The sequence below is a fragment of the Stenotrophomonas sp. LC732 genome (genome assembly GCF_052446685.1).
Classification (GTDB): Bacteria; Pseudomonadota; Gammaproteobacteria; order Xanthomonadales; family Xanthomonadaceae; genus Stenotrophomonas; species Stenotrophomonas muris.
In genome coordinates this window covers 2,290,941-2,306,147 of sequence record NZ_CP199214.1, presented here as the reverse complement: position 1 = coordinate 2,306,147, position 15,207 = coordinate 2,290,941, and the positions used below count along the sequence as shown (strand labels likewise).

The window sequence follows — 15,207 nt, the reverse complement described above, 5'->3', positions numbered from 1 at the left end:
CATGAGTACCCGACTGCGCCTGCCCGCGCTGCGCCACCGCGATGGCCATCATGCCCGCGTTACCTACGAAGAACTGTTCTTCGACCTGGTCTACGTGTTCGCGGTCACCCAGCTCAGCCACCATCTGCTGCACCACCTGGATCTGGCCGGCGTGCTGCAGACCCTGGTGCTGTGGTTCGCGGTCTGGCTCGGCTGGCAGTACGCGTGCTGGGTCAGCAACTGGTTCGACCCGGAGGCGCCGCGCATCCGGGGCCTGATGTTCGCCACCATGCTGCTGGCGTTGTTGATGTCCTCGTCCATCCCCGAGGCGTTCGCCGATCGTGCGTGGATCTTCGCCGGGGCGTACGCCACGATGCAGGTCGGACGCACCGCGTTCGTGCTGCTGGAAGTCGGCCGCAACCATACGTTGGCGCCGAACTTCCGCCGCATGCTGGCCTGGGTCAGCGTGTCGGCCTGCTTCTGGCTGGCCGGCGCGGCGGCCGAGGGCCACCTGCGGCTGGCACTGTGGGCGATGGCGGCGGCCTGCGAATACATCTCGCCGATGTTCGGCTTCGCGTTCCCGGGCATGGGCCGGTCGCACACCCGCGACTGGACCATCGAGGGCGGTCACCTGGCCGAACGCTGCCAGCTGTTCGTCATCGTCGCACTGGGCGAGACGTTGCTGGCCACCGGGGGCGTGCTAAGCGACGTCGAGCACTGGAGCCTGCAGGTGATCTCGGCGGTGCTGGCCACCTTCGCTGGCACGATTGCCATGTGGTGGCTGTACTTCGGCATCTCCAGCCGCGATGCCACAGAGGCCATCACCCACGCCGAAGACCCGGGCCGGATGGGCGCCAATTTCCATTACGTGCATGCCCTGCTGATCGCCGGCATCATCGCCACCGCGGTGGGCAACGATCTGGTCATGGACCATCCGGCGGCGGCCGTCACCACGGTGTACGCCACGGTGATGGTGGCGGGCCCGCTGATCTATCTGCTGGGCAGTGCCCTGTACAAGCACGTGGTCTATGGGCGCGCGCCGCGCTCGCACCTGCTGGGCGCCGCCGCACTACTGATGCTGGGCCTGGTGTTGCCCTGGATGCACCTGCTGGCCGCCGGATGGCTGACCAGCCTGGTGCTGCTGGGCGTGGGGTTGCTGGATGCGCGGCTGAAGCGGCGCACCCGGCCGTTGCCGGGCTAGAACCCGCCGCCGGTCTTGAAGTCACCGCCGCCGCTGATACCACCGCCGCTGTGGAAGCTGCTGCCGCTGGAACTGGAGCTGGAGCTGGAGCTGGAGCTCGAACCCGAGCCGGAACTGCTGGAACCGCCCGAAAGCAGGTCGAACAGGCCGCCAGAGGAGCGGGTGGTGCTTCGGCTGCTGGTGGTGCTGAAGAAGGATGCGGCGACGGTGGCCGGCGCGGCGGCCCGGTAGCTCGGCGCCTCGTAGGCCTGGCGCTCGATGTCTGCTGCCGCCTGGTAGCTCCTCCGCGCCGCCTGCAGGCTGTCCAGGCGCTTTTTCAGCACGGCCATTTCGCGGGTGTGCTCGCCTACCATCCCATCGATCTCGCCCAGGCGCAGGCGACTGCGATGGATGTGCTCGAGCACGGCATCGTCCTCGCCGGAGGCGGTGGCGGCCACGCGCCGGTACAGGTCGTCCATGCTCTTGGCCGACAGCGTGCGCGCCAGCGCGGTGAGCAGGGCGCTGCCTTCGGCATCGGTCCAACTGCGGAAGCCGTCGATCTGTGCCTGCTTGGCATCCACGGTCTGACGATGCAGCTGCTCGGCCAGCAGCGCCTGCGCTACTGCGCCCTGTGCCGTCTGCAGCTGCTGGCGCAGCGGGTCGCCACCGGCGCGGGCGAGGGCGGCATCGCGGGCCTGCTGTACCGGTTGGCGGGCCGCCTCCACGTCGTCGCGGGCGCGTCGGGCATGTTCCTGCAGATAGGGCGGAAGCTCGACCAGCGTGGCGTACTCGCGACGGGCACGGTCAAAGCCGCACAGTTCGGCCAGCCAGCCGTCGACGGTGCGCACCAGTGGCCAGCCGCGGTAGGCCGTGCTGCCGTAGCTGCGCCGGTGCAGGTACATGAAGATCGGGTCGGCCTGATAGGCGCCGGCCTTGGCGTCATGCTCCGATTGGGCAGAGGAAGCCATGCGCTCGACCGTGTCGGCACGCGCCACGGCCAGCTGCAGGTCGTCCTGCAGCGCCCTGTAGGTAGGTTCCGCTTCCAGCGTGGTGTCCACCTGGTCCTGCAGGGCCTGCCAGCGTCCGCCGGCGGCGTCGCGTGCGGCAACGGCCTCCTGCGACCGCTGCTGCAACGACTGCTCGATGTCCAGCAGCGCCTGCAGTTCGTCGTCCAGCACCGCCGCTTTGCGGTCACGGCGCTGCAGATCGGCGCTGGACTGCTGCAGCAGGTCCCGGGCCAGCATCGGCGGCGCATCGTTTGCGGCCTCGGCCTGCAGGCGCGCCAGGGCGTTGAAGTCGTCGCGGACCCGCCCGTGCAGCGCTTCCTGTTCCTTGATCAGCTCCCGGCACTGGTCGCCACGCGCGGCCAGTTGTGCCTGCACCTGACCGATATCGGTTTCGACATCGGCAATCGCGTCGTTCAGGTCTCTCATGTCAGTTCCTTACCCATCACCATTGGGTGATGTAGCCACCGGTGGCGGGCATGCGGAACCGCGGCGACAGGCTGCCGCGCGGCTTGCTGCCGATCTGGTCGTCTTCGATGATGCCGTTGTCCTGCTTGTCGGCGGCAACCCGGTTGTAGGTGGCCTCGGGCACGCGTACGGCAAACACCGAGACCCGTTCCTCCTTGCCGGTTTCCTCGTTGCGGATCGGCAGTTCGGCAGCATTGCCGGCCTCGTCCAGCGCTTCGGTCACCAGATAGTAGTTGCGGCCACCATTGGCCTTCTCGTTGTAGCGCCAGACGCCGGTGCGTTCATCGTCACGGTTGACGATGCGGTAGACCAGGGTCTGCGACAGCAGCCCCACCAGCTGGCTGACCTCGTCCAGGGCCGGCCCGGCTTCGGCCAGCGTCTCGACCCGGATCAGGCGGGCGGCCTGCTCCAGCGCACGTTCGAAGCGCTTGCGGTCTTCGCCGGCGACACCGGTGGCGAGGCCGTCGGCTTTGAGCTGGGCCAACCGCTCGTTGAGCGCGGCCAGCGTGTCGGCGCTGCCGATCAGCTCCTTCAGGGTCGCTACCGCCTGGCCGGCCGCGGCGATGTCGCCCGCGCGCAGTGCCACGTCGCCGCCGGTGTAGGCGCGTGCGCGCGCCTGCTCTGCATCCGGCGCGAGGCGTGCCGCCTTTGCAGCGGCGTTGGTGGTATCCAGCAGCTCGCCGGCCTCGATCGCCTGGCCGAGAATGTTCACCCGCTCGGTCAGCGGCGGCAAGGTTTCCCTGGCATTCGCCAGCAGCTGCGCGGCGGCCTGCCGATGCTGCTCAACCTGCGCGGCGGCCTGCTCGCCGGTGGCACTGCCACCACTGCTGAGCCGGGTGAGCTTGTCCTTGCGCACAAGGGTCGGCTGTGCGGCCAGTGCGGCGGGAACCCCGGCGAAGCGCCGCTGTGCTTCGGCCAGCGCGGCCTGTGCGCCTTCGGCCAGTGGCTGCAGGCGCCCACCGCTGGCGGTGGCACGTGGCAGCAGCCCCTGCAGGGCCTGTTCCTGTGCGGCCAGCAGGGCGCGCGCTGCAGCAGCCTCCTGTTGCTGCGCGGCCACCTTGTCGTTCAGCACCTGCACGTTCTTCTGCACGTTGCTCTCGTGCACGAACGCTCCGAAGCTGCGCGCCATGACCAGCAGCATGCCGAGCACCAGCAGCAGGAAGGCCGCCAGCAGCGCCCACTTCAACAGGCGGGCCCGATCGATCCAGCGCCGCGCCAGCCACGCCTTCCAGCCACGCGGCGCGGTGTAGAGGTAGCGCTGGTCGCGCTGGGCCTGGATGCCGGCCTCGAGGATCTCGTCGGAGACCTCGATGCCCTGCGAGCGGTACAGCTCAAGCAGGCGCTGCTTCAGCGTCGCCTTGTCGTGGCCGCTGTCGGCCAGCGCCTTCATTTCGGCGTTGCGGTAGCGCAGCTGGTCGACCACATCCATGGTCAGCAGCGCAGCCTGCAGCTCGGCAGGGGCCATCGTCGCACTCACCTCAGCGCGACTCCGGGCTCGGCGGCGCCTGCAGCAGGGCGGCGAAGCGCTGCTTGCCCTGTTCGACATACTCGGCGATCTCGGCCGAGTCGCGGGTCGCCTGGCCGCGCAGCTGCTCGATCTCCCGCAGCGAGGTCTCCTGGAAGCGCACCACCGCATCGACCAGCTTGCGCACCGAATCGACGCCGATGGTGGCGCCGTAGCCGGCCTTCAGGCCCTCGTGCAGCACGTCATCGCCAATGTTGGCCACCGCTTCCAGGCCCTTGGAGGTGCCCTCGGTCATCGCATTGAGCGCCTGCGTGGACTCATGCAGGCCCATCTGCGTGGTGAAGGCCAGGTTCAAGGCGGTGAAGCTGGTTTCATTGGTGGAGAAGAACACCACCGAGCGCTCGTTGACGCGGCGCTTGATCTCGTGCGACTGGTGCACGCGCAGCATGATCGCCTCGGAGGTGGCGTAGTTCACCTGCAGGTTCTCGGCCAGGTCCTTGGCCAGCTGGTAGCGCGACTCCTCGGCCTGGTTGTTGCGCAGGGCCTCGTCGCGGGCCATGACCAGGCGGCCGGTGTCGGCGGCATCGGCGGCCGGATCGGCCGACTCCACGCGCTGCTGCGCCTGCTTCAGCGCCTCGCGGGCATCGGCCAGCGCCTGCTCCTGCAGCTTCAAGAGCTCATGGGCCTGGATCTCGGCATCCTTGATCGACAGGCGGAAGTCGCCGTACATCTCCAGCACGCGCGACTCGCGCTGCAGCTGCTCGGCCGAATCGCGGCTGACTTCCAGGAATGTGCGGCGGATCTTCTCGAACCGGCTCGGGATGTCGCCGCGGGTGACCTTCATCCACAGGTTCTGCAGGCGCTCGCCCATGTCGATCCTGCCGTCGCGCACCTGCTCGACCATGGTGCTGGCATCGTCACGGATGCTGTCGAACGCGCGGATGATCTCGGTATAGCGGTCGGACACCTTGGCCGAGCTGATTTCATCACGCATCACGGCATTGAAATGCCCGGACTGCTGCAGCACGCGGGCAATGGCCACCACGCGGCCCTGGTCAAGGGTGGACAGCTGCGAGACCAGCGCGATGGCCGGTGCGTTGTTGTCCTGGGGAGCGGCCAGGCCCAGGCTGCGCAGCGTGGCCATGGCGCGGTCGAGGTACTTGATCGGCGCGGTAGCGGCCGGCGTGGCAAGGAGGGTGTTCTCGGACATTTCGACGGCTCCGGTCAGGGCAGGCAATGAGGAACCTGCCGCGCGGAACGGGCAGGTTGCTGCGAAACGAAGGGGAAGGGGAGCGGCAGCCGTGCGGCGCACGACAGGCGGGCCCGGTCAAGGGCCGACGGCCCGGTATGGGCGAGGGTGGTGTCCTGTTCAAGCATGGCGCATTCCCTGCAGATCGCCCCCCTGGCGATTCCGTCCCATTGTAGCGGCGGTGATGGGCAGGTGAAGCCCCACCGATGGCAGGGTGGAGTAGCGTTGGCGCACGCTCATCGGTTGCGGCAAGCGAGGGCTTCGTGCAGAACGTACCGCAATGGTTGCTCTGGTCGGGACTGTCCGCCGTGTTCGCAGCGCTGACTGCGCTGTTCGCCAAGGTCGGCGTCAAGGGTGTCGACCCGGACCTGGCCATGGCCATCCGTACCCTGGTGGTGGCGGCGGTGATCCTGCCGCTGGTGATGGTCACCGGCAAATGGTCCAATCCATTGCTGCTGCCGGGGCGGACCCAGCTGTTCCTGGTGCTGTCGGCGCTGGCCACCGGTGCGTCGTGGCTGTTCTACTTCCGCGCACTACAAAGCGGTGAGCTGGCCAAGGTGGCCGTGGTGGACAAGTTCAGCGTGGTGCTGGCGATCGTGCTGGCCTATCTTCTGCTGGGCGAGCGGCCCAGCCTGCGGGAGTGGAGCGGCATCGGCCTGGTGCTGGCCGGGGTGATCGTGCTGGCCACGAAGAAGTAGCAGCGTTGAACCGACCAGAGGGGAGAGCAGGATGCAGGGCGAAGCACACGGTACGTTTGAAGTGGATCTGCGGCCGATCGGTGGCAATGACGGCCCAATTGCGGTGATGTCGATCAACAAGACCTTCGCCGGCGACCTGCACGGCAGCAGCGTCGGCCAGATGCTGGCCTTCCGCACGCCGGTGCAGGGCTCGGCCGGCTACGTGGCGATGGAACGGGTAACGGCCACGCTGGCCGGGCGCCAGGGTGGGTTCACCCTGCAGCACAACGGGTTGATGACCCGTGGCACGCCGCAGCTGAGCGTGGTGGTGGTGCCCGATTCGGGCAGTGAAGGACTGTTCGGCCTGAGCGGCACACTGGAGATCACCATCAGTGAAGGCCGCCACGACTACCGGCTGGTCTACAGCCTGCCGGACGAGATCTAGCGGAGTTCCGCTGCCATCGCCGCGAGCCGGGCGACGGTATTGAGATTGCGCGCCGTGCCCTGTGCCGAGCCGGGAATGCGCAGGCGCGAGTCGGCCATGCCGGCGCCGTAGTGGATGAAGATCTCGCGCGTGCCGAGTGCAAGCTGTTCGTCGCGCCGGCCGGTCACGCCATCAAGCGGGTCGGCAGGCAGGCTGCCGTCGAGGAACAGGGCGACCACACGGTTGCCGGCGGCATCCGGAAACGGATTGCGTGCCACCACGCCTGCGATCTCGCTGGCCGAACGCACCAGTACGCCTACCGGCTTGCCGGCATATTCCTGGAGCCGCTGGCCGAGGGCCTGGCGCACGCCCGCCTCGTCGAGCGAGCTGCGCAACACCACGTTGCCGCTGGCGATGTACGTGCGGACATCGGCGAAGCCTGCGTCCTCGCACATCGCCACCAGTTCGCGCATCGGCAGCCTGCCGGTACCGCCGACGTTGACCGCGCGCAGCAAGGCGACGTGGACGTTCATGGCGTCCCCGCCTGCAGGCGGTCGTACATGCGCACCAGGTCGACCAGGGTGCGCGCGCCCATCTTGCGCATCACCTGTGCGCGGCGCACCTTCACCGTGATCTCACTGACGCCGAGGTCGCCGGCGATCTGCTTGTTGAGGCGGCCACGCACCACGCCATCGACCACCTCGCGCTCACCCGCGTTGAGCGTGTTCCAGCGCTGCTGCAGGGCATCGAGCGCCTCGCCCTCGCGGCGGCGCTGGCGGTCGATCTCGATGCCCTTGTGGATCGCATCCAGCAGTTCCTGGTCGCGAAAGGGCTTGGTCAGGAATTCGATGGCACCGTCCTTGATCGCGTTGACACCCATCGCGATGTCGCCGTGGCCGGTGATGAACACCACGGGGAGCTGCAGGCCATGGCTGCCCATCGTGCGATGGAATTCAAGACCGCTCTGGCCGGGCATGCGCACGTCCAGCACCAGGCACGCCGGCGCGTCTTCCAGGTCGTGCTCGAGGAAGGCCTGGGTGGAGGCGAAGGCCCGCACCTGCAGGCCCATCGAGGCCAGCAGGTCTTCCAGCGCCGCGCGCACCGAAGGATCGTCGTCGACCACATAGACAATGGGCGCCGGATCGGCGATGGGTGCAGTGGGCTTACGCATGGTGGACATCCGTGGCGACGGGCAGGTCGAAGACGAAGCAGGCACCGCCGCCTGCCGGTCGTTCGGCGCGGATCTGGCCGTCGTTCGCCTCGATCATCGAGCGGCTCAGGCTGAGGCCCAGCCCCAACCCGTGCGACTTGGTGGTCCAGAACGCGTCGAACACGCGCTCGGGATGCTCGGCGGGCAGGCCGACGCCACGATCGCGTACGCTGAGGCTGACCCGTTGGCCCTCACGCCGGGTCAGCAGCGACAGACGCCGGTCGCCTGCGGGTACGGCTTCCATTGCATCCACCGCATTGAGGATCAGGTTGCCGATCACCTGCTGCACCTGTACGCGATCGGCCTGCACCGGCGGCAGGTCGGCGTCCAGCAGCAGGGCCACGGCCACGCCATGCTGGTCCAGTTCGCTGCGCGACAACGCCAGCATTTCCTCCACCGCCTGGTTCAGGTCGAAGGCGCGCCGTTCCGGTGCCGCGCCCTGGGTCAGGCCGCGGATGCGGGCGATCACATCGCCGGCACGGTGCGCATCGGCCAGGATGCGGGCCACGGTCTGGCGTGCCTTGTCCACGTTCGGCGGGTCCTGCGCCAGCCAGCGTTGGCAGGCTTCGGCGCTGCTGGCGATGGCCGCCAGCGGCTGGTTCACTTCGTGGGCGATGGAGGTGGTCAGCTCGCCTACGGTGGAGGCGCGCGCTACCCGCAGCAGACGGCCCTGTGCTTCCTGCACGGCGGCCTTGGCCGCTTCCATGTTCAGTGCGAGGTAGGTGGTGATGCCGATCACCAGCATGCCGATCACCGAATTGACCAGGCCGATGCGGTAGGTGCCGAAGCGGGTCAGGAAGAAACTCAGCCCGGTCAGCGCGATGCAGGCGATGGCCAGCGTGATCAGGCCGCGGGCGGCCAGCACGCGCGATGCCGCGAGGATGACCGCTGCGTAGAAGCAGGCAGCAGCAACCGCGTAATCGGTGACGGTGTCGATCAGGAAGATCGCGGCCATCACGACGATCAGGGCCAGCAGCACCAGCGGGCGGCGGGGCGACAGCGATGGCATCGGGACGGCTCCCTGGCGTGGGGTGAAAGGATAGCAAAGCCGCCATCGGCAGATGCCGATCTTGGTCGGCAGGCTCTTTTGCTGTGGGTGCCGACCGTTGGTCGGCACAAGCCAGAACGATGTCTGGTAGTGCCGGCCGCTGGCCGGCAACTGCACGGTGTTGCCGGAGCTCATGAGGTTGCCGGCCAGCGGCCGGCACTACCGCAGGGATGGACACGGTCTCTGAAGGTTCTCTGCCGACCAAGGTCGGCACCTACCAAAGCGGTGCACGGTGTTGCCGGCCAGCGGCCGGCACTACTCCTCCAGGCTGGCGTTCCAGAATCCCTGCAGCACACCGGGCGTGGTCGCCAGCGTCGCAAGTACGGCGTCCAGTTCGCCGGCATCCACCGTGGTGGCATACAGCACCGCTTCGATCTCCACATCGCGCTCGCCGAACGGGCGCTGGTCCACCGCGCGCACCGGGTAATGCGCCTGCTCAAGCAGCAGCAACAGCTGGTCCAGCACCTCGGCCTGCTGCTCGCGCTGGCAGACCACGTTGATCGCATAGGTCGCCTCGCTGAACGCTTCCGGCAGCGGCTGCCGCTGGATGCGGTTCACCACCGGCCGCAGCAGGGTATTGGCGGCCAGCACGAACACCGCTGCGAGCACTGCTTCGGGCAGCAGCTTGATACCCGCGCAGGCTCCCACCGCTGCCGATCCCCACAGGGTGGCGGCGGTGTTCAGGCCGGACACCTGGGCGCCGTCCTTCATGATCGCGCCGGCGCCGAGGAAGCCGACGCCGGAGATCACATAGGCCACCACATGCAGCGGCGAGGGTGGTCCGCCGTACAGGTCATGGAAGCGCACCGCCAGATCGACGAACACTGCCGCACCCACCGCCACCAGCGTATTGGTACGCAGGCCGGCGGTGCGTTGCCGCAGCTGCCGCTCCAGGCCGATGACCGTGCCCAGCACGAATGCCACCGACAGGCTGATCAGCGAGCTGAGCGTGGCGCCGGCGTTGAACGCCGGCAGGTTCGGATTGATGTCCATTGCGTTTCTCCCTGGACAAGCGGCGGGTGCTTACTGCCAGCCGTAACGACGGATGTAGAACTTCTTCAGCGCGGTGGTCAGCACCGCATAGCCGAACAGGATCGCCACCAGGAACGGCCAGTAGCCAACCGGCAGCGCCTGCAGCTTGAAGTAGCCGGCCAGCGGGCTCATCGGCAGGGCCACGCCGATGGCCATGATCAGGCCGGTCATCAGCAGCAGTGGCGGCGCGGCGATGCTCTGCAGGAACGGCACCTTCGGCGTGCGGATCATGTGCACGATCAGGGTCTGGGTCAGCAGGCCGACCACGAACCAGCCGGACTGGAACAGGCCCTGGTCGGCCGGCGTGCGTGCATCGAACACGTACCACATCAGCGCGAAACAGCTCAGGTCGAAGAGCGAGCTGATCGGCCCGAAGAACACCATGAAGCGGCCGATGTCCGCCGGGTTCCACTTCAGCGGCTTGCGTACCAGTTCCTCATCCACGTTGTCGAACGGAATGGCGATCTGCGAGATGTCATACAGCAGGTTCTGCACCAGCAGCTGCAGCGGCAGCATCGGCAGGAACGGCAGGAAGGCCGAGGCCACCAGCACCGAGAACACATTGCCGAAGTTGGAGCTGGCGGTCATGCGGATGTACTTCAGCATGTTGTTGAACGTGCGCCGGCCCTGGATGACGCCTTCCTCCAGCACCATCAGGTTCTTTTCCAGCAGGATGATGTCGGCCGCCTCCTTGGCGATGTCCACCGCGCTGTCCACGCTGATGCCGATATCGGCTGCGCGCAGCGCCGGCGCATCGTTGATGCCGTCACCGAGGAAGCCGACCACCTTGCCCTGCGCCCGCAGCTCGCGTACCAGCCGCTCCTTGTGCAGCGGCGTCAGCCGGGCAAACACGCGATGGTGGTGCAGCGCCCGCGACAGCGCGCCGTCGTCCATGCGCTCGATCTGCGGGCCGGTCAGGATGGTGTCCGCGTCCAGCCCCACCTGTGCGCAGACACGGGCGGTCACCAGTTCGTTGTCGCCAGTGAAGACCTTGACCTCGACACCGTGTGCGGCCAGCGCCTGCAGCGCCTGCGCAGCCGACTCCTTCGGCGGGTCCAGGAAGGCCACGTAGCCGACCAGCGTCAAACCGCACTCGTCCGCTTGCGAGTAGGCGCTCTGACTGGCCGCGGTCTCCTTCATCGCCACCGCCACCACGCGCAGGCCCTGTTCGTTCAGTTCCTCGGTGGTCTGCCGCACCCGCGCCAGGCGGCGCTCGTCCAGTGGCATGTCCTGGCCGTTCTCGCGCACGGTGCTGCACACCGCCAGCATCTCTTCCACCGCGCCCTTGCAGATCAGCTCATGGTGGTCCTCGCGCTCGGACACCACCACCGACATGCGGCGGCGCTCGAAGTCGAACGGGATCTCATCCACCTTGTGGTAGTCCTGCGACAGCCGCAGCGAACTCTGCAGCTCCACGTGCTCCAGCACCGCGCGGTCCAGCAGGTTGATCAGCCCGGTCTGGAAGTGGCTGTTGAGGTAAGCGAACTTCAGCACGTCTTCCGAATCGTGACCGAACACATCGGTGTGGCGCTCCAGCGCGATCCTGTCCTGGGTGAGCGTGCCGGTCTTGTCGGTGCACAGCACTTCCATCGCGCCGAAGTTCTGGATCGCATCCAGGCGCTTGACGATCACCTTGCGCCGCGACAGCAGCACCGCACCCTTGGCCAGGGTGGAGGTGACGATCATCGGCAGCATTTCCGGCGTCAAGCCCACCGCTACCGACAGCGCGAACAGGAACGCCTCGGTCCAGTCACCCTTGGTCCAGCCGTTGATCAGCAGCACGAACGGCACCATCACCAGCGCGAAGCGGATCAGCAGCCAGCTGACACTGTTGACGCCGGCCTGGAACGCGGTGGGCGCACGGTCGGTAGCGGTGCTGCGCTGGGCCAGCGTGCCGAAGTAGGTGCGGTTGCCGGTGGCCAGCACCACGGCGGTGGCGGTGCCTGACACCACGTTGGTGCCCATGAACAGCAGGTTGTGCTGCTCCAGCAGGCCGGCCAGGCCGTCGCCCGGGTGCGCGAACTTCTCTACCGGCAGCGATTCGCCGGTCATCGCGGCCTGGGCGACGAACAGGTCCTTGGCGGTCAGTACGCGGCAATCGGCCGGAATCATGTCGCCGGCCGACAGCACGATGTGGTCACCGGGCACCAGCTCACGGATCGGCAGGTCCAGCAGGCGTGCCGGGCGACGGCTGTGCAGGTGCGCACCGAAGTACTGGTCGGCCACATCGGCGGCCTCGGTGCCCGGATTGCGGCGCAGCACGCGCGCGGTGTTGCCGACCAGTGCCTTCAGACGCTCAGCCGCACGGTTGGAGCGGCCTTCCTGCACGAAGCGGATCAGCGTGGACAGCAGTACCATCGCACCAATCACGATCGTGGCCTTGATGTCCTCGGTCAGCCAGGACACCGCCGCCAGTACGGTCAGCAGCAGGTTGAACGGATTGCGGTAGCACTGCCACAGGTGCCGCCACCACGGCAGCGGCTTTTCGTGATCCACCTCGTTGGGGCCGAGCGTGGCCAGCCGCTCCTCGGCTTCATGCGGGCTGAGGCCATCGGCATGCGACTCCAGCGTGGCCAGCAGCTCGGCTTCTTCCTGCTGGGCAAGGGTGACCAGGCCGGTGGTAAGCGCGAACGGCGCCGCTTCGGCGCTGCCCGGGCCAAAGCCGGCTTCGGGCATCGCACGACGGCGGAACAGGTTGCCTGCGCGACGGCTGCGCAGGAAGGCGTTGAACCAGGCGTTGAGCAGGCTCATGGGACGCTCCTCGAATGTCAGAGCCGGCCGCAGCCGGAACACGAACGGAATGGGTGAGACAGTTCAGGCGTGGCGCATCGCCAGCACCGCCGGCGACCACGGCTGCATGTGCAGGCGCTGGCTGCCACCAATGCACAGCGGCTTCATCGCATCGCGCAGCGGGTAGGGCAGATGGCGCAGCACGGTGATCCGCTCGCTGATCGGCAGCAGCGACAGCGCGTCGGCCACCACGCGCGGCGAACCGAGCGACAGCGAACGGGCAAACATGACCGGGCCGTGCTGCAGCAGCTGGCTGCGCAGGGCGGCAACATCGCGCTCGCCGATCAGGCGGCGCAGGGTGATGTAGAGGATCTTGTAGGACATGGGGGTGATCTCCAGGCAGGCGGCACCTGGCGGTCCCCCGTCACTCAGGCAGGCAGGGACCGGCGGGCAGGCGCCAGGAACAGGCAACAAGCGGGCATCCGGGGCGCGGTGCGCCCGGCAGGGTCGGGGTCCATCTGCGTCTCCATGAGGGGAGGGGGCTAGCCAGGGTTGCCCTGGCCAGTGGCGCTATTGTCCGCCCCTGAATGGGGCAGGCCTAGAGGCCCGTGGGTTAGCCCGGCTATACCTTGGTATAGCCGGGCGTATGCGGTGCCGATCGAGGGTTCAGTGGTGGGTCAATGCGCGCCGCTGGTCTGCTTGCAGACGTCGTACTCGCCACGGGTCAACGTCTTGTCACGGTCGGTATCGCAGGCATGCAGGCGCTCGGCCCAGTCGGGTGCCACGGCATCCACTTCGGCCAGCGTGACGATGCCGTCCTTGTCCTTGTCCAGCGACTCATACGGCGGTATCAGCTTCACTTCGGTGACGTCCTCGGCGGCGGTGGCCTTGCTCGCCTCCTGGGTCTTGGAACAGGCGCCCAGCAGCAGGCCGATGGTGATGACGAGGACAGCAGGAACGTAGCGAATACCGGTCATGACAGGCTCCAGAAGTGGGGACGCGGGCCATGCGTCTGGATGGCCACGGCCGGATCTTCGGCCCGGGTCCGTAAGCGAGCTGCGAAGAACCGGCGGGGTCGCCATGCAGCGGTGGGCGCCCGTTCACCCGCACGCCCCATGCGTGTGCCAGCCGCCGATGCTGATCCAGGGCGTGCCGTCGCGATGTGCAACGGGCCAGACCGCCGCGGCCGAGTGCGCGGACAGGATTTCCGGGTTGACCTGGGCGGAGCCACTTTGCGAGGTCGGAAATATCTGACCTTTTTGCAAGTTGTTGCATAGCCTGATTGTAAAGCTGCCGTGAAACTAACCGCTCGCCTCTCCCCCGCGAGTTCGTCATGCAACGCGCACTCATTCTGATCCTGCTGGCTCTGTGCGTCAGCAGCGCCCATGCCACGACACCACAGATCAACGTGGGTCTCCTGTTCGATCATCTTGCGCCCGCGCAGAGCAACCTGCTCAAGCGCATACGCAATACCGGTGATGTGACCGCATACGTGCGCGTTGAGGTCACCCAGATGCACTTCGATGCAGACGGCAAGGTTGTCGAAACGCCAGTGGACACCGTGGCGCTGGTACGCAACGCACCTGGTGCGCACGGGGTGATCGCCAGCCCCAGCCGCCTGATCATTGCCGCCAACGGCCAACAGGCGACGCGCCTGGTCTATCGCGGTGACCGTGATGAGGAGCGCTACTACCGGCTCCGCTTCATTCCGGTGGTGCCGAGCGCCGAGGAGTTTTCGCTCAGTGATGCGCAGGTGCAGGAGATCACCGGGCTGACTTCGGCAGTTCGCGTGTTCACCGGCTACGGCACCATCCTGTTCGTGGCACCGCGGAACACGCGCTATGACACCCGTGTGCAGGACGGTCACGTGCACAACGGTGGCAACGCCACGGTGGTGCTGGACAACCTGCGGTACTGCGAGCGAAACAGTCCGGATGCCTGCACGCCCGGCATCATCGTCCATGTCCGGCCCGGGCGAACCTATGCGCTGCAGGCCGACGACAGCCGGTTCGCCCGCTACGACCTGAGGGAGGGCGACGACCGCCGCAGCATCGACTCGCGCCGCTGATCGTCCGCCCATCTCCCCTTTCTGCAACGTCCCCACCGGGTTCGCCAGGCGCCCGGCGGGGAGGCTGTGTCTTCGTCCTGGCGTCGTATCCCATCGTATCCATCCACCGATCCCGGAGCATTTCCATGTCCCTGAAGAAGTACGCCCTGGCTGCAGCCGCTGCAGCCCTCATCGCACCGGCTGTCAGCCTGGCAGCCACCGAATCCAAGTCGATCACCGTCAACGTGACCGCCGACGTCCCGAACACCGCTGGCCTGCAGGTGTCCACGCCTGACGGCTGGGAAGGCCTGCCGCAGAACCTGCCGTGGGACACCGCGCGCGAAACGCTGGGCGAACTGACCGGGCGCGTCATCAACATCAAGTCGCCGGCTGCCATCACCGCCTACCTGACGTCGCCGGCACAGATGGCGTCGGCCGCAGACGTCGTGGACCTGGTGGTGAAGCTGGACAACGTGGAGGTTCCGGCAACCGCCGCCGCCAAGATCACCGTCGCCAACGCGGCCCAGGCCGCCGCCGGCAAGTCGCTTGCCTTCGCCATTGCGCCGACCGCGCCGTCGGGTGGCTACAAGCAGGGCAGCTACGGTGGCCAGTTCCACATGATCTTCGAAAGCGACATCACCCCCTGAGTTCCTTCAGGCACCCCGCCGCATCCGATGATGCGGCGGGGACGCCG

General features: G+C 67.5%; 15 protein-coding genes. 5 read left to right on the top strand and 10 right to left on the bottom strand.

Annotated elements, in window-relative coordinates; genetic code table 11:
- Position 1: 1 nt before the first annotated feature.
- Complete coding sequence (locus ACT6SE_RS11090; RefSeq protein ID WP_046430856.1) at positions 2 to 1,180, top strand: low temperature requirement protein A; 1,179 nt, start codon at positions 2 to 4, stop codon at positions 1,178 to 1,180.
- Here the strand turns inward: ACT6SE_RS11090 and ACT6SE_RS11085 are convergent.
- From ACT6SE_RS11085 to ACT6SE_RS11075, 3 genes are read right to left on the bottom strand one after another with little or no spacing between them, the layout of a single operon-like run.
- A complete protein-coding gene (locus ACT6SE_RS11085; RefSeq protein WP_046430854.1) occupies positions 1,177 to 2,592 on the bottom strand; it encodes a hypothetical protein in 1,416 nt (471 codons plus the stop codon). The genes ACT6SE_RS11090 and ACT6SE_RS11085 overlap by 4 nt on opposite strands.
- A gap of 16 nt (positions 2,593 to 2,608) precedes the next feature.
- Positions 2,609 to 4,096: a DUF6384 family protein gene (locus tag ACT6SE_RS11080; RefSeq protein WP_046430852.1), complete on the bottom strand. Its 1,488-nt coding sequence runs from the start codon at positions 4,094 to 4,096 to the stop codon at positions 2,609 to 2,611.
- Positions 4,097 to 4,109: 13 nt separating this feature from the next.
- Positions 4,110 to 5,306 carry a hypothetical protein gene (locus tag ACT6SE_RS11075; RefSeq protein ID WP_046430850.1) on the bottom strand — a complete coding sequence of 399 codons (1,197 nt, stop codon included), beginning with the start codon at positions 5,304 to 5,306 and terminating at the stop codon, positions 4,110 to 4,112.
- Positions 5,307 to 5,551: 245 nt separating this feature from the next.
- Here ACT6SE_RS11075 and ACT6SE_RS11070 point away from each other — a divergent pair, with 245 nt between their 5' ends.
- Positions 5,552 to 6,043, top strand: coding sequence for an EamA family transporter (locus tag ACT6SE_RS11070; RefSeq protein WP_153643306.1), 492 nt, complete (start codon positions 5,552 to 5,554; stop codon positions 6,041 to 6,043).
- A gap of 31 nt (positions 6,044 to 6,074) precedes the next feature.
- Positions 6,075 to 6,467, top strand: a complete 393-nt coding sequence (locus tag ACT6SE_RS11065) for a DUF3224 domain-containing protein (RefSeq protein WP_014647297.1) — start codon at positions 6,075 to 6,077, stop codon at positions 6,465 to 6,467.
- On the opposite strand, the gene ACT6SE_RS11060 is transcribed toward ACT6SE_RS11065, so the two are convergent.
- The 7 genes from ACT6SE_RS11060 to ACT6SE_RS11030 all read right to left on the bottom strand — a co-directional run bounded on the left by ACT6SE_RS11060 (position 6,464) and on the right by ACT6SE_RS11030 (position 13,443).
- Positions 6,464 to 6,979, bottom strand: coding sequence for a DUF1697 domain-containing protein (locus ACT6SE_RS11060; protein WP_014647296.1), 516 nt, complete (start codon positions 6,977 to 6,979; stop codon positions 6,464 to 6,466). The genes ACT6SE_RS11065 and ACT6SE_RS11060 overlap by 4 nt on opposite strands.
- A complete protein-coding gene (locus tag ACT6SE_RS11055) occupies positions 6,976 to 7,617 on the bottom strand; it encodes a response regulator transcription factor (RefSeq protein ID WP_014647295.1) in 642 nt (213 codons plus the stop codon). Before ACT6SE_RS11055 ends, ACT6SE_RS11060 begins: the two co-directional genes overlap by 4 nt.
- Positions 7,610 to 8,665, bottom strand: coding sequence for a sensor histidine kinase (locus ACT6SE_RS11050; protein ID WP_041864198.1), 1,056 nt, complete (start codon positions 8,663 to 8,665; stop codon positions 7,610 to 7,612). Before ACT6SE_RS11050 ends, ACT6SE_RS11055 begins: the two co-directional genes overlap by 8 nt.
- A 294-nt stretch (positions 8,666 to 8,959) precedes the next feature.
- On the bottom strand, positions 8,960 to 9,697 hold the full coding sequence (locus ACT6SE_RS11045) for an MgtC/SapB family protein (protein WP_012511185.1): 738 nt from the start codon (positions 9,695 to 9,697) through the stop codon (positions 8,960 to 8,962).
- 30 nt (positions 9,698 to 9,727) lie between these two features.
- On the bottom strand, positions 9,728 to 12,487 hold the full coding sequence (gene mgtA, locus ACT6SE_RS11040; RefSeq protein ID WP_046430844.1) for a magnesium-translocating P-type ATPase: 2,760 nt from the start codon (positions 12,485 to 12,487) through the stop codon (positions 9,728 to 9,730).
- Between the two features lie 63 nt (positions 12,488 to 12,550).
- Positions 12,551 to 12,850 (bottom strand): hypothetical protein, encoded by a 300-nt coding sequence (locus ACT6SE_RS11035; RefSeq protein WP_005413574.1) that lies wholly within the window; start codon positions 12,848 to 12,850, stop codon positions 12,551 to 12,553.
- Between the two features lie 293 nt (positions 12,851 to 13,143).
- Positions 13,144 to 13,443: a hypothetical protein gene (locus tag ACT6SE_RS11030; protein ID WP_046430842.1), complete on the bottom strand. Its 300-nt coding sequence runs from the start codon at positions 13,441 to 13,443 to the stop codon at positions 13,144 to 13,146.
- A gap of 356 nt (positions 13,444 to 13,799) precedes the next feature.
- On the opposite strand from ACT6SE_RS11030, the gene ACT6SE_RS11025 reads away from it, so the two are divergent.
- Both ACT6SE_RS11025 and ACT6SE_RS11020 read left to right on the top strand, forming a co-directional pair.
- Positions 13,800 to 14,534, top strand: coding sequence for a hypothetical protein (locus tag ACT6SE_RS11025; protein ID WP_046430840.1), 735 nt, complete (start codon positions 13,800 to 13,802; stop codon positions 14,532 to 14,534).
- 125 nt (positions 14,535 to 14,659) lie between these two features.
- The gene (locus ACT6SE_RS11020) at positions 14,660 to 15,160 is read left to right on the top strand and encodes a CS1 type fimbrial major subunit (RefSeq protein ID WP_046430838.1); all 501 of its coding nucleotides are present in this window, start codon (positions 14,660 to 14,662) and stop codon (positions 15,158 to 15,160) included.
- Positions 15,161 to 15,207 lie beyond the last annotated feature (47 nt).